A 13877-nucleotide genomic window follows, 5' to 3' on the forward strand; every position below is an offset into this window, starting at 1 on the left:
GGCGATTCTGGCCGTGGAAGTCCAGAGATACAGGGATCCCGGGCCTCTTTAGCGCTGTTTTTTAACCTCGCCGCAATCCGGCCTTCCAAATCGCGAGGACTGCCAGCAGGAGGCAGCGCCCGGACTATGCCCGGAGCGCGTCGATCGCGTCAATACGGCGCGGTCGAGATTGCACAAGACAGAAAGCTGGGGTAAAAGCGCTTCTAGATGCGGGTGTAGTTCAATGGTAGAACGGCAGCTTCCCAAGCTGCATACGAGGGTTCGATTCCCTTCACCCGCTCCATGACCCGTCGTCGGATCTCCAGTGTGGGATGGCAGGCTGGTCTTGCATCCCCGTCAGGGCTGGAACGCCCGCGCCCGGGGATCACGCGATCCCCGCTCCCGGATATCTACCAGGCATAGGCCTGGGGCGCTTGCCCCCCGGGGCCCGGCCAGATCTCGTCCAGCGTGGCCAGATCCTCGCGCGAAAGCTCCAGCGACAGGCTGTCGAGCGCGGCATTGAGCTGCTCCAGGGTGCGCGGCCCTATGATGGGGGCGGTAACGACCGGGTTCTGACGGAGCCATGCCATGGCGACTGCTGCGGGGGGTGCGCCCAGCCCGGCGCAGAACGATTCGTAACGTTCGAGCTGCGGACGATGGCGGTCTATGTTTTCCTTCACATCCGGACGGGCGCGGCGGCCATTGGCGGATGCGTGGAGTACGCCTCCGAGAAGGCCGCGATTGAGAGGACTCCAGCAGACCAGACCCAGACCGTGATGGCGGCAGGCGGGAAGAACCTCGAGCTCGACCGTGCGCTCCATGAGATTGTAATAGCTCTGCTCCGACACGAGTCCCAGCGATCCCCGCGCCTGTGCCGCGAGATGCGTGGTTGCGATCTGCCATCCCGCATGGTTGCTGCTGCCGACATAGAGAATCTTGCCCTGGGCGACCAGAAGGTCCAGTGCCTGCCAGAGTTCGTCCTGCGGGACGCTCATGTCCGAATGATGCATCTGGTAAAGATCGATCCGGTCGGTCTTCAGACGTTTCAGACTCGCCTCGCAGGCTTCCCGGATATGAAAGGCCGAAAGACCGCGATCATTCGGCCCGGTCCCCATGGGCTGATAGAACTTCGTCGCGAGCACGACGGAATTGCGCTGGCCGGATCGTTCGAACCAGTTTCCGATGATCTCTTCGGAGGTGCCGTACCCCTTCTCCATGTCGGGTGTCTGCGGCCCGCCATAGACATCTGCCGTATCGAAATAGTTGATACCGGCGGCCAGCGCCTCGTCCATGATCCGGAAACTGTCCGGTTCGGCCGTCACATCGCCGAAATTCATGGCCCCGAGGCAGAGTGGACTGACCTTGAGGCCGGTCCGGCCGAGTTTGCGGTAGTTCATCGCCTGCATCCTCCCTGTCATTGCACCCAGAACGCGCCTCGACGGTCCGGGTGCATTGAGCGGAATTCAACGCGACGTTTATTCCGGCGCGTCGGATGGGTTCATGGCCATGAGCTCATGCACGATATCGAAACCCGCCCGACCCTGTGCGCTCGTGAAATCGGGCAGGCATCCCATGACCACGGCGATGACGGATGACACGGTCGCTCCGGCACGTTCCACGCGACGCAGGACCGCTGCTTCGGAGCGGGCGGACCGGGCACCGCATGCGTCGAGCGCAACGATCACCCTGAAGTCCCTCTCCAGAGCGTCCAGCGCAGAGAACAGGATGACCGCCTCGACCGAGTAGCCACAAAGGACCAGGGTCCTGCGGCGTGTGGCCGAAAGGGCGTTCATAAGGCCGCGATCCATGAGGGGGCTGGCCACGGTCCGTGTGTGGACGTTGGACCCGGTCGCGAAAGGCGCCAGTTCAGGGCAGTGGGTTGCCTGTTTCCCCTGCTCGGAGATGACACTGAACAGGATCGGCTGACCCAGAAGGGTTGCGGTCTCGGCCAGAGCCTTCGCACCGGCCGCGATCATCCGGGGTGGGTTGGTGAGGCTGTTCCTGACCAGGAATGGCTGGAGATCGGCAAAGAGATAGACGATGTCATCGGGATCGAGACGGAAGCTGTCGGCCATGAACGGGGTCCTCCTTTATCCTCTCAGATATTTCCTTTCCGGTGCGGGTGCTTTCGGCACGGGTTTCGACCTGCGTCTTGCAGGGGTCGGTACGCCCTCCTGATAGGTCGAGCCGTTCCAGCTCCAGCGATCGTTCTTGTCGATCAGGAGATCGTGCATCCCGCGATGCTTCGTGGGCAGAACGGCAATCGCACCGCTGACCGAATCGAGAACCAGTTTCCAGCCGCCCTTGTGACGCAGATAGACGGAGGTCGAGCATCCTGCGGAGCCGCACAGACGCGCGGACTGGATCTGGACGAAAAGGGCCATATCTCCGGGTGCCGAAGAGAGCGGAGCCGAGGCGACGAGGACGACCGGTTGATCGCGATGCTTCGCGTCGTCCGCCAGATCGGCCGCGTTCAGTCGCCGGGCTTCACGATCGAGTTCCGTTCCCGGCTGCTCCGACAGCAGCACGGGGCGGGGCGTCGCCCTGGACGTCGCGTGATGTCCGTGACTGCGTGCCTGGGCGTGACCGGGCGCGAATCCCGCCAGAATCATGACCGACAGAACCAATCGAGCGCGCATTCATACCTCACCGGGCTAGCGGGCCGCACCGGGCGTGCGGCCATTGCTGCCTATATTAGGCGTGGCGCAGCGTTACGACCAGAACGTCGCGATACGCCGGTCGCGCCGGATCGATAGGCTCGACGGGTGTAACGCCATGATAGACGCGATGGTCGTCCACCAGCGCCGTATCGAGCGGTTTCTCCAGCGTGAAGGTCCCGATTTCCTGTCTCTGGTCGTTATGGATCGAGGTAACGCCGGAGGCGACGTTCTCACGATTGACCATGAGCACCAGAACCCAGTCCACGCCGTCGCGATGCATGCCCTCTGGCGTGGGCTGGCCCGTATGGCCGGCCTGTGCCTCAATCCGGAACTGATGGACCTCGGCGTGCCAGCTATCGGGCTGGGTCGGGGCGGGGGTCATGCGCAGGGCGAGAAGATGCGCGGCCCGCAGAATGGCGATCATGGCCGGATGCGTTGCGATCGCATCCTCCACGGGGCCGAACCAGCGTTCGATCCCGCCATTCAGGAGATTGTAGTCGCGGCTCTGGTAATGCGGCTGATGGCGCTTGCGCTCGATACGCGCCTCGCTCAGCGCATAGGTCGCATAGCGTCGTTTCCGATAGCGCCCGCCATCCGCCATGTAGCGATCCAGACCGAGGCGGTTCCAGCTTTCGGCAAAGCGAGGCCAGTCCGCGAACCCGAACCCTTCCAGAAAAGGGCGCATGGCCTCTCCGCGCGTGAAGGTGAAACCGCGCTCACGCAGGATATCCACCATCGAATCGAGCGAGGTGCTCTCTGCGGAAGGAAAGGGGCCGGGTCTCTGCTGGGTCATGTCACAACCATATCGTCACTGATCGAGGCGAGGTCTGGTCGGGCTCAGATGGGCCTTGAGAAACGCGGACACCCCGCGTCCCACGCCCATGACCCCGATCTGATGCTGACGGAAAATCAGATCGTGAAGCCATCTTGGCGCGAGGCCGCGCAGGAAGCCGCCACCGAAACTCGTCGAGGACCCGACCATGCCCCACCCGTTATAGTCGCCGAGCGAGACGACCGCACCTCGGTCGCGGTAAACAAATGTCGACGGCTCCCGACCGGCTGCGATGACCGGAATGGCCCTGCCGAGATAGATCCCCTGCTGACGGGCAACCTGCGCCGTGGCCGGAAGGGGCGAGTCCTTGATACGCGCGCAGTCACCGAGCGCGAAAATCGAGGTGTCGCTCGTGGATTGCATATGATGGTTGACGACGATCTGTCCGCCCTTGGCGATTTCCAGTCCTTCGAAAAGCGCAGTCGCCGCGCTGGCGCGCACGCCGGCTGCCCAGACACGCAGCTCGGCCGGGACGACACGGCCATCCTTCAGATGAAAGCCCTGCTCATCCACGGAGGTGACCATGGCTTCGGTCAGCACGGAAACGCCGAGCGCCTCGAGCTGACGACGGGCATCTGCGGAAACGCGCTCGGGGAAAGCGGGCAGGATACGCGCACCGGTCTCGATCAGGGAGAGGCGCAGTGTCTTGCGTCGTGCTTCCTTGCCGTAGCCCGGAGCAAGGTCGATCGCGCTGCACAGTTCCGCAGCGAGCTGCGTACCGGTCGCTCCTCCGCCGACGATCCCGACCTCGAGCGGACGCCCTTCGGCGACCGCGTCCCGGAAGGCGGTGCGGAATTTCTCGTGGAAGATATCGGCATCTGGCAGGGAATCGATGAACGTGCAATTGGCCATCACGCCTGAAATGCCGAAATCGTTCGAGCGCGAGCCGAGCGAGACGACGAGCATGTCGTAGGGCACGACCTTGTCATTGGTCAGACGGATCTCGTGCTTTTCGCGATCCACGCTTGCAAGAGCGCTCTGGATGAAGCGGAAACCGAAACGGCGGCTGGCTTCCTCGAATGTGGTGCAGTCCCGCGACTGCTCTCCGGTTCCTGCCGCAAATTCGTGCAGCATCGGTTTCCAGTAATGCACGGCACCCTTGTCGATCAGCGTGGTCTCGATCTCGCGATTCCCGCTGCGACCGAGCGTCATCGCAGTCTCCATCCCGGCGACGCCGCCGCCGATGATGACCACGCGCAATCCATTAGCCATGCCTGTTCCCCTGATCTTCGGCCGTCTGGCAAGACGGTGTGTCGATGCGTCGATATCGGTTTCACGGCGTCGGGCGCCGTGGCTTTACCCATAATGTGGGATCAGACAACGCATCCGTCTACCCGTCCGTTCACCTGAAAGCGGTCAAAAACAAGACCGAAACAGTACGAAATATCGGTGCGTCTTTGCTCCCGCTCCCTGCGATGCGGGGCCAGGAAAAACGGCTACGGGACGCGGCCATGACTTGTGGCCATGACGCGCGGCCCCAATTCGCGGCCCCAACTCGCGGCGATGACACGCGACACCGAGGCAATGGCGTCGGAGGGCAGAGGGTATAACCCGGGTTGCGCCTCCGCAACCCGGGGAGAAATCAGCTCCGGTAAGAGCCGTTGATATCGATATAGCCGTGGGTCAGATCGCAGCTCCAGATACGGGCATGCCCGTTCGCCAGTCCCAGATCGACCATGATGTCGATCTCGTCGCCTTTCATATGGGCGACGACGGGGGTTTCGTCATAACCATCGACCACGGTGCCCTGACGGGCGATCCAGGTGCCGCCGATCGCGATGGAGAGCGTATCGCGATTGGCTGCCTCGCCGCTCTTGCCCACGGCCATGACGATTCGTCCCCAGTTGGCGTCCTCGCCAGCGATCGCCGTCTTGACCAGAGGGGAATTTCCGATTGCCAGTGCGATCCTCTTGGCCGAATCGTCCGAGACAGCCCCCGTCACCCGCACCGAGAAGAGTTTGCTGGCGCCCTCGCCATCGCGCACGACCATGAGGGCGAGTTCGAGCAGCAGGGAGTCGAGCGCCTCCCTGAAAGCGGCGAGGGCAGGGTCCTCGGCCGAGGTCACGGGGGTGTTGCCTGCCTGACCGGTCGCGAAGAGAAGGACCATATCGGAGGTCGACATGTCCGAATCGACGGTGATTGCGTTGAAACTCCGGTTGCAGCCGCGCGAGAGCAGGGACTGGAGTACCTCGTTCGGGAGCGAGGCATCGGTCGCCACGAAGCCGAGCATGGTGGCCATGTCGGGGGCGATCATGCCGCTTCCCTTGGCGATGCCCTGCAGCGTGATCTCGGTATCGCCGATCCGGGTCTTGCGGATTGCCGCCTTGGGGAAGGTGTCGGTGGTCATGATGGCTCTTGCCGCGTCCTCCCAGCCATCCGCGGACAACCGGTCGTGCAGGGCGGGCATGGCAGCGCTGATACGCTCGGCATCCAGAGGCTCGCCGATCACGCCCGTCGAAGCGAGAAAGACATCGGTAGCCGCACATTGTGCGACGCGCGCGGCCGAAGCGGCGGTGATCTGGGTTGCGAGAATGCCCGCCCGGCCCGTGAAGACATTCGCATTGCCGGAATTGACCACCAGAGCGCGCGCCTTGCCCTGAGCGAGGGCCGCCCGGCTCCAGTCGATCGGGGCACCGGGGCACTTGCTGCGCGTGAAGACACCTGCAACCGTCGTTTCCGGCGCGAAGGTCATCATCATCAGGTCGGGACGATCCTTGTAGCGGATCTGCGCGGCGATCGCCCCCAGCCGCACGCCTGCAACCGGGACGAGCGTCGGAAGTGGCTGGGCGAGGGGGGAGCGGGGAAGGGCTTCTGCCATGATCTGTCTCCGGACTTGAAACGTTCGGAGGAGGATGCACGGCTGGCCGCTCAGGTCCAGCCCTCCATCCCGCCGGGGGGATGAAAAGACCGGAAAACTGAGAGAGATGTGAGCGGAGGCTCTTATTTCTTCGTCGGGGCGGCCGGCTTGGCGTTCGGGTCGATGGGCTTGCCCTGGGCGTCGTAACGGACGATCTTGACCTTGTCCTGGGCCTGCTGGACGACCTTGCGGACATTGTCGCGGATCAGCTGCTGGCGGATCTCGTCATGGACCTGATCGAGCGGCGGCACAGGCGCATCGCGCGAACCGAGAACCTGAATGACGTGATAGCCGTACTGCGTCTTGACCGGGGTCTGGCTGATCGCATTGGGCTTCATTGCGAAAGCGGCCTTGGAGAACTCGGGCAGCATATCGTCTTTCTTGAACCAGCCGAGATCGCCACCGCTCGCGCCCGAACCCTTGTCGGTGGAGAGCTTCTTGGCCAGATCCTCGAATTTCGCGCCGTGATTGAGCTGCTTGATCACATCCTTGGCCTGCGCTTCGGTCGCAACCAGAATGTGGCGGGCATGGATCTCCTTCTCGCCCTTCTTCGAGGCGTAGTTCTTTTCGTACGCCGCCTTGATGGCGTCCTCGGTGACGAGCGGGGTCACCTTTTCCTGGAGATAGGCATTCTGCAGGGCGCCGTCGGCGGCCTCTTCCATCTGCGCCTTGACCTCGGGCTTCTTCTCCAGCCCTTCCTTCATGGCGTCGATCTGGATCGCCTTCTGGCTGATGATCTGGTTAACCAGAAGTCCGACCAGCGTGTTGGGCTGGAGCTGACGCGCCTGCGGCGGCAGATTGGCCGCAGCGTGCTTCACGTCTTCCAGATAGATGTTCTGGCCGTTGACCGAAGCGATCAGCGGGTTCGGATTGCTCGGGGCTGCCGGAGTCGCCGGAGCGGACGCCGCCTTTGCCGGAGCGGCAGGAGCGGGGGCGGCAAAGGCCTGAGCTGCCAGGGTCGTGCCGGAGATAAGGGCGGCGCAGAAAAGTGCCGGGCGGGAAAGCCGCATGGAGAAACAACCTCGATAAAACTCGTGGAACTTCCTGCAGCATGGCCCAGCCTCTTCCAGTCGGCAAGGCCGCAGCCATGCGGTTCGGCGGTTTTGATCGCGCTCCCCCGAGCGGGATCCCCCGATCTGGCTCCCCCGGCCGGGCTGACCCGATGGTACGGCTCGAGGCCGAAACCGCGCCGGGAGGCCGGGCGGACGTGCAGAGGGCGTCTCGAGCCGGGCTCCCGTGTCCGGTCTTCGCCACCGCGCTCGGTTGACCAAGCCATGGCAGCGCCTTATCTCACTTCACGCGCGGATCGTCCCGATCCTGCTCCGGCAGGTCGGCGCCGCCGCCGCTTGCGTTTCCGCCAGGCATTCCGGATCACCGTCGGCCCCGGTGTCGGCGGACAAGGAAGAAACGCCTCTTCATTTCGCGGTCCATCTCTCCGGACCAGGTCGCCAGAAGGACAGACATGTTCGCACGTATCGCCCGCGCCGTGTTCGGTACCGCCAATGATCGCTCGCTCAAGGGCTATCAGAAGCGCCTGCCGGAGATCAATGCGCTCGAACCCGCGATGCAGGCGCTGGACGACGATGCGCTTTCCGCCAGGACCGAGGCGTTCCGGCAGAGGATCGCCGCGGGCGAGAGCCTCGATGCGCTCATGCCGGAGGCTTTCGCGGTCTGTCGCGAGGCATCGCGTCGTGTGCTCGGCATGCGCCATTTCGACGTTCAGCTCGTGGGCGGCATGGTGTTGCATTCGGGGCGGATCGCCGAGATGCGCACGGGCGAAGGCAAGACCCTCGTGGCCACGCTCGCCGTCTATCTCAGCGCCCTCGCCGGCAAGGGTGTGCATGTGGTCACGGTCAACGATTATCTCGCCCGGCGCGATGCCGAGGAAATGAGCCGTCTTTACGGTTTCCTCGGTCTGACCACCGGTGTCATCGTGCCCAATCTCTCCGATGACGAGCGCCGTACAGCCTATGCCTGCGACATCACATACGGCACGAACAACGAATTCGGCTTCGATTATCTCCGCGACAACATGAAGTACACGCTGGAGGAAATGGTCCAGCGTCCCTTTTTCCATGCGATCGTGGATGAGGTCGACTCGATCCTGATCGATGAGGCGCGCACGCCGCTCATCATTTCCGGCCCCGCCGATGACAGCTCGGAGCTCTATCGCGCCGTCGATGACGTGATGGTCGATCTGGTCAGGAATACCGACGCGTTCGAGAAGGACGAGAAACTCCGCACGGTCATCCTGACCGAGCAGGGCTCCGACCAGATCGAGGCGCTTCTGCGTGAGGCAGGCGTGCTGCACGAGGGCGGACTCTACGACGTGCACAACATCGCGGTGATGCATCATGTGCAGCAATCCCTGCGCGCGCACACGCTTTTCGCACGGGATGTCGAATATATCGTGCGCGGCGGAAAGGTGATCATCATCGATGAATTCACCGGCCGCATGATGGATGGCCGGCGCTATTCCGACGGCCTTCATCAGGCGCTCGAGGCGAAGGAACATGTCGAGATCCAGCCAGAGAACCAGACCCTGGCCTCGATCACCTTCCAGAACTACTTCCGGCTCTATCCGAAGCTCTCGGGCATGACCGGCACGGCGATGACGGAGGCCGACGAATTCGCCGAGATCTACAAGCTCGAGGTCGTGGAGATTCCGACCAACCTGCCGGTCGCGCGCAAGGATACGGATGACGAGGTCTATATCACCGCGCGTGAGAAGTTCGACGCCGTCGCCAATCTGATCCAGGAGGTTTCGGCAACGGGGCAGCCCGTTCTCGTCGGCACGACCTCGATCGAGAAGAGCGAATATCTGTCGAACCAGCTCAAGAAGAAGAACGTGCCGCATAGCGTGCTGAACGCGCGTTTTCACGAGCGCGAGTCCGAAATCGTGGCACAGGCGGGTGCGCCCGGCGCGATCACGATCGCGACGAACATGGCCGGACGCGGAACCGATATCAAACTGGGCGGCAATCTCGACATGCTGCTCCGGCACAGGCTGGAGGGCATCGAGGACGAGGCCGCCCGTGAAGCCGAATCCCTCCGTCTGCGTGAGGAAATCGCGGTCAATCACGGAAAGGTCAAGGAACTGGGCGGCCTGTACGTGATCGGTACGGAGCGTCATGAGAGCCGCCGGATCGACAACCAGTTGCGCGGCCGGTCCGGCCGTCAGGGCGATCCGGGTGCCTCGCGTTTCTTCCTGTCGCTCGAAGACGATCTCATGCGGATCTATGGCGGCGAGCGCATGGGGCAGTTCTGGACGAAACTGGGGATGAAGGAAGGCGAGGCGATCGTCCATCCCTGGCTGAACAAGGCCCTCGAGCGCGCCCAGAAAAAGGTCGAGGCGCGCAATTTCGACATGCGCAAGAACGTCCTCAAATATGACGACGTCATGAACGACCAGCGCAAGGAGGTATACGCCCAGCGCCGCGAATACATGGCGATGGAGGATGTATCCGGCATCATCCAGGAGCTTCGCGAGCAGAGCATCGAGGAAGCCGTTCATGCACGCATCCCGGAGAAGGCCTTTGCCGAGCAATGGGAGAGCGAGGCGCTCGAGAGCGATCTTCTGTCCCTGCTCAATCTCGCTCTGCCCGTTCGTGAATGGGCGCGGGAAGACGGCATGGATGCGGAGCTGATCATCCAGCGCGTGGAAGAGGCCGCAGCCCAGGCCCAGGCGGCGCGTTCGGCCAATATCGGCCCGACCGTCATGCGTAATATCGAGAAGCAGGTCCTGCTCACCTCTTTCGATGCCGTCTGGAAAGAGCATCTCCATGCCCTCGATCAGCTCCGCCAGGGGATCGGTCTGCGCGCCTACGGGCAGCGCGATCCGCTTAACGAATACAAGCATGAGGCTTTCCAGCTTTTCACCGCCATGCTGGACGACATGCGCATCAGGGTGACGACCACCATGTCGCGTATCGAGGTGGTGCAGCAGGCGGATCCCTTCCCCGCATTCGAGGGACATGCGATCGCAGCGGGCATGGAGGGTACCGGCCAGGGCTTCGAACCCAGACAGGTCGGCATCCAGCCCGGCCCGGCGATGGGAGCGAGAGCCGATGACGCTGCGGTCTCCCCGTCCCAGGCTGCGTCGGGCTACGCGCAGGATACGCCGCGCAATGCACCGTGTCCGTGCGGTTCGGGAAAGAAGTTCAAACATTGTCACGGCCGTCTGGCCTGATTTCAGGGGTGAGGAGGGTCTGATGGCCGGTCATTCGCAATTCAAGAACATCATGCATCGCAAGGGTGCGCAGGATGCCAAGCGCGCCAAGCAGTTTGCGAAGATCCTGCGCGAAATCACCGTTGCGGCGCGCTCCGGTCTTCCCGACCCGGCGTCCAACCCGCGGCTGCGTGCGGCCATGATCGCCGCGCGTGAGGCAAACATGCCCAAGGACAATGTCGAGCGCGCGATCAAGAAGGCCAGCGGTGCCGGGGGTGGCGAGGATTATGTCGAGGTGCGCTACGAGGGCTACGGTCCGGCTGGTGTCGCCGTCATCGTCGAGGGGCTGACCGATAATCGCAACCGGACTGCGAGCGAGGTGCGCGCCGCGTTTTCCAAGCATGGCGGGTCGATGGGCGAGAGCAACTCGGTCTCTTTCATGTTCCAGCGTCTTGGCGTGGTGCTCTATCCGGCGGATATCGCCTCGGAGGAGGATATGCTCGAGGCCGCTATCGAGGCAGGTGCCGATAACGTCGAGAGCACCGCGGAAGAGCATGAGATCACCTGCGCGATGGAAAATCTCTTCGCTGTCCGCGATGCGCTCGAGGCCCGTTTCGGCGAGCCGCGTTCTGCCAAACTCGACTGGCGGCCGGAAAACACGGTCACGCTGGATGAGGAGAAGGCCCGTTCGGTCCTGAAGCTGATCGATGTGCTCGAGGATAATGACGATATCCAGGCCGTCTATGCGAATTTCGACCTGCCGGACGAGGTGGCGCAGGCGCTCGCCGCTTGATCAGGCTGCTCGGAATCGATCCCGGTCTGCGTTTTATGGGCTGGGGGCTGATCGATGTGGAGGGGAACCGGCTGCATCACGTCGCCTCCGGGGTCATCGCGACCGACGGTGCCGAATCCGTCCCGCTGCGCCTGTGCGAACTGCATGGCGCCTTGCAGAAACTCATACGCGAGTTCGCCCCGGCAGAAGCCGCGGTGGAGGAGACCTATGTCAACCGGAATGGCGCCTCCACGCTCAAGCTCGGTTACGCGCGCGGCGTTGCGTTGCTGACGCCGGCTTATGAGGGGCTCCCCGTTGCGGAATACGGCGCGATGATGGTCAAGAAATCGGTGGTCGGGACGGGTGCGGCGACCAAGGAGCAGGTTACCATGATGGTCAAGCGACTGCTTCCGGGTGCGGTGATTCACAAGGCAGATGCCAGCGATGCGCTTGCCGTCGCCATCTGCCATGCCCATCACCGGGAAACGGCGCGTCACGTCTCGAACGGGAAACGCAGCGCATGATCGGGCTTCTGACCGGAGTGGTCGCCGGGGTCGAGGCCGATCGCTGCCTTATCGATGTCGCGGGGGTGGGCTATGTGGTCTCGGCCTCTACGCAAACGCTGGCCTCCCTGCCCGAACCGCCCGAGCGCGTGCGCCTCCTGATCGAGACGGTCGTGCGCGAGGAATCGATCCAGCTTTACGGTTTCCGCACAGCCGACGAACAGGAATGGTTCCGGCTTCTCACCACGGTTCAGGGTGTCGGTGCCAAGGTCGCGCTTGCCATTCTCTCGGTCGCGACACCCGGCGATCTGGTGCTTTCCATCGGTGCGGGCGACAAGACGACCCTGACGCGCGCGGCCGGTGTCGGTGCGCGACTGGCCGAGAGAATCGTGACCGAACTCAGGAACAAGGTCGGCAAGATGCCCGGCGGTGGCGCCGCGCCGCTCGGCAAGGCGGCGGGGCTCGCTGCACACAGCATCGAGAACGATGCTCTTCAGGCTCTGGCGGGGCTGGGTTTCCGCCGTGCTGAGGCATGGCCCGTTCTCGGGCGCATTCTCACCGAACATGAGGGCGCGGGGCTCGATACGGTCATACGTCTGGCGCTGAAGGATCTGGCCCGATGAGTGGATATGACACGGGCGCACATGACCGCGGCGCGCTCGATCCCGAGCGGCGCATCGACGATTCGGATCACGGTTTGCGGCCCCAGACCCTCGACGATTTCACGGGGCAGCGGGCAAGCCGGGAAAATCTCGCCGTTTTCATCCAGGCGGCAAAGAGCCGCGGCGAAGCGCTCGATCATGTGTTGCTGCATGGGCCTCCGGGTCTCGGCAAGACCACGCTGGCGCAGATCGTCGCGCGGGAACTCGGTGTCGGTTTCCGTGCGACGTCAGGCCCCGTCATCCAGCGTGCGGGAGATCTGGCGGCGATCCTTACCAACCTGCAGCCGCGCGACGTGCTCTTCATCGACGAGATCCATCGCCTGCAGCCGGCCATCGAGGAAGTCCTCTACCCGGCCATGGAGGATTTCCAGCTCGATCTGATCATCGGGGAGGGGCCTGCGGCGCGCTCGGTGCGGATCGATCTCTCGCCGTTCACGCTCGTTGCGGCAACGACGCGGGCCGGACTCCTTGCGACGCCGCTGCGCGACCGGTTCGGTATTCCGCTGCGCCTCGTTTTCTACACGGCGGAGGAATTGCGGCTTATCGTGTCGCGCGGGGCGGGCAAGCTCGGCATGACCCTGACCGAGGACGGCGCCGAGGAGATTGCCTCGCGCGCACGCGGAACGCCACGCATCGCCGGACGATTGCTGCGGCGGGTGCGTGATTTTGCCGCAGTCGGCGCACCGCGGGATCGGGCGATCACGCGGGTCATGGCCGATGCCGCGCTTTCGCGTCTCGAAGTCGATTCGATCGGTCTCGATTCCATGGATCGCCGGTATCTCCTGCGGATCGCCGAGCACCATCACGGCGGCCCGGTCGGCGTCGAGACCCTCGCGGCCGCACTGGCCGAGTCGCGCGACACGCTCGAGGATGTCATCGAGCCCTATCTGATCCAGGAAGGGCTGGTGCTGCGCACCTCGCGCGGGCGCATGCTCGGTGAGCGCGGCTGGCGCCATCTCGGCCTGACGGCGCCTGCCTCCGCCGCGACCGCGCAATTCGATTTTCTGAAGGATCAGGATGACGGTGCATAAGACCGGGTTCAGGATCTATTACGAAGACACCGATGCGGGCGGGATCGTCTATCACGCGCGTTATCTGGCCCTGGCCGAGCGCGCGCGCACGGAAGCCCTGCGGATGGCGGGGACGTCGGTTGCAAGCCTCCTTGCCGAGACGGGTCTCGCTTTCGTCGTGACCCGGCTCGAGATTGCCTATCAGGCGCCGTTGCGTCTGGATGACTGGGTGGAGATCGCCACAGATCTTCTCTCCATCGGGCAGGCACGTTGCCAGTTGCGTCAGACGCTTTCATGTGGCGACATGCAGGCTGCGATACTGACAGTCGAGCTTGCCTGCATCACGCAGGATTCGGGCCGGCCTGCCCGAATTCCGCCGCGATGGCGTGCTTCCCTCCAGGCCATGTCGAACCGGTCCTGAAAGCGGGCACGAT

Annotated in this window: 13 protein-coding genes, 1 tRNA gene and 1 riboswitch; of the genes, 7 read left to right on the forward strand and 7 right to left on the reverse strand. The window is 63.6% G+C overall.

Annotation, left to right across the window (positions count from 1 at the left end):
- Positions 1-27: 27 nt before the first annotated feature.
- A riboswitch (SAM riboswitch) is annotated at positions 28-107 on the reverse strand.
- A gap of 102 nt (positions 108-209) precedes the next feature.
- Positions 210-283: transfer RNA gene (locus SSA02_RS02475), tRNA-Gly, on the forward strand.
- A gap of 106 nt (positions 284-389) precedes the next feature.
- Here SSA02_RS02475 and SSA02_RS02480 read toward each other — a convergent pair.
- From SSA02_RS02480 to SSA02_RS02510, 7 genes are all read right to left on the reverse strand, one after another.
- Positions 390-1376, reverse strand: a complete 987-nt coding sequence (locus SSA02_RS02480; protein ID WP_147092311.1) for an aldo/keto reductase — start codon at positions 1374-1376, stop codon at positions 390-392.
- A 78-nt stretch (positions 1377-1454) separates the two neighbouring features.
- Positions 1455-2054, reverse strand: a complete 600-nt coding sequence (locus SSA02_RS02485; protein WP_147092312.1) for an isochorismatase family protein — start codon at positions 2052-2054, stop codon at positions 1455-1457.
- A 15-nt stretch (positions 2055-2069) separates the two neighbouring features.
- Positions 2070-2618: a hypothetical protein gene (locus SSA02_RS02490; RefSeq protein ID WP_147092313.1), complete on the reverse strand. Its 549-nt coding sequence runs from the start codon at positions 2616-2618 to the stop codon at positions 2070-2072.
- A 55-nt stretch (positions 2619-2673) separates the two neighbouring features.
- Positions 2674-3432 carry a 2OG-Fe dioxygenase family protein gene (locus SSA02_RS02495; protein ID WP_186807641.1) on the reverse strand — a complete coding sequence of 253 codons (759 nt, stop codon included), beginning with the start codon at positions 3430-3432 and terminating at the stop codon, positions 2674-2676.
- A gap of 15 nt (positions 3433-3447) precedes the next feature.
- Entirely contained in the window at positions 3448-4683 is a 1236-nt protein-coding gene (locus SSA02_RS02500; RefSeq protein WP_147092314.1) for an NAD(P)/FAD-dependent oxidoreductase, read from the reverse strand.
- Positions 4684-5053: 370 nt separating this feature from the next.
- Positions 5054-6289, reverse strand: coding sequence for a bifunctional glutamate N-acetyltransferase/amino-acid acetyltransferase ArgJ (gene argJ, locus SSA02_RS02505; RefSeq protein ID WP_147092315.1), 1236 nt, complete (start codon positions 6287-6289; stop codon positions 5054-5056).
- Between the two features lie 122 nt (positions 6290-6411).
- A complete protein-coding gene (locus tag SSA02_RS02510; protein ID WP_147092316.1) occupies positions 6412-7338 on the reverse strand; it encodes a peptidylprolyl isomerase in 927 nt (308 codons plus the stop codon).
- Positions 7339-7790: 452 nt separating this feature from the next.
- On the opposite strand from SSA02_RS02510, the gene secA reads away from it, so the two are divergent.
- Genes secA through SSA02_RS02540 form a run of 6 tightly spaced genes read left to right on the forward strand, consistent with a single transcriptional unit; the run spans position 7791 to position 13864 of the window.
- Positions 7791-10517: a preprotein translocase subunit SecA gene (gene secA / locus SSA02_RS02515; RefSeq protein ID WP_147092317.1), complete on the forward strand. Its 2727-nt coding sequence runs from the start codon at positions 7791-7793 to the stop codon at positions 10515-10517.
- Between the two features lie 22 nt (positions 10518-10539).
- Positions 10540-11289 carry a YebC/PmpR family DNA-binding transcriptional regulator gene (locus tag SSA02_RS02520; protein ID WP_147092318.1) on the forward strand — a complete coding sequence of 250 codons (750 nt, stop codon included), beginning with the start codon at positions 10540-10542 and terminating at the stop codon, positions 11287-11289.
- On the forward strand, positions 11286-11792 hold the full coding sequence (gene ruvC, locus SSA02_RS02525) for a crossover junction endodeoxyribonuclease RuvC (protein ID WP_147092319.1): 507 nt from the start codon (positions 11286-11288) through the stop codon (positions 11790-11792). The genes SSA02_RS02520 and ruvC overlap by 4 nt, the downstream gene beginning before the upstream one ends.
- A complete protein-coding gene (gene ruvA / locus SSA02_RS02530) occupies positions 11789-12394 on the forward strand; it encodes a Holliday junction branch migration protein RuvA (protein WP_147092320.1) in 606 nt (201 codons plus the stop codon). Before ruvC ends, ruvA begins: the two co-directional genes overlap by 4 nt.
- Positions 12391-13464: a Holliday junction branch migration DNA helicase RuvB gene (gene ruvB, locus SSA02_RS02535; RefSeq protein WP_147092321.1), complete on the forward strand. Its 1074-nt coding sequence runs from the start codon at positions 12391-12393 to the stop codon at positions 13462-13464. The genes ruvA and ruvB overlap by 4 nt, the downstream gene beginning before the upstream one ends.
- Positions 13451-13864 (forward strand): YbgC/FadM family acyl-CoA thioesterase, encoded by a 414-nt coding sequence (locus SSA02_RS02540; RefSeq protein ID WP_147092322.1) that lies wholly within the window; start codon positions 13451-13453, stop codon positions 13862-13864. Before ruvB ends, SSA02_RS02540 begins: the two co-directional genes overlap by 14 nt.
- Positions 13865-13877: the final 13 nt, after the last annotated feature.

This window comes from Swaminathania salitolerans (genome assembly GCF_007988945.1).
GTDB classification, from domain to species: domain Bacteria; phylum Pseudomonadota; class Alphaproteobacteria; order Acetobacterales; family Acetobacteraceae; genus Swaminathania; species Swaminathania salitolerans.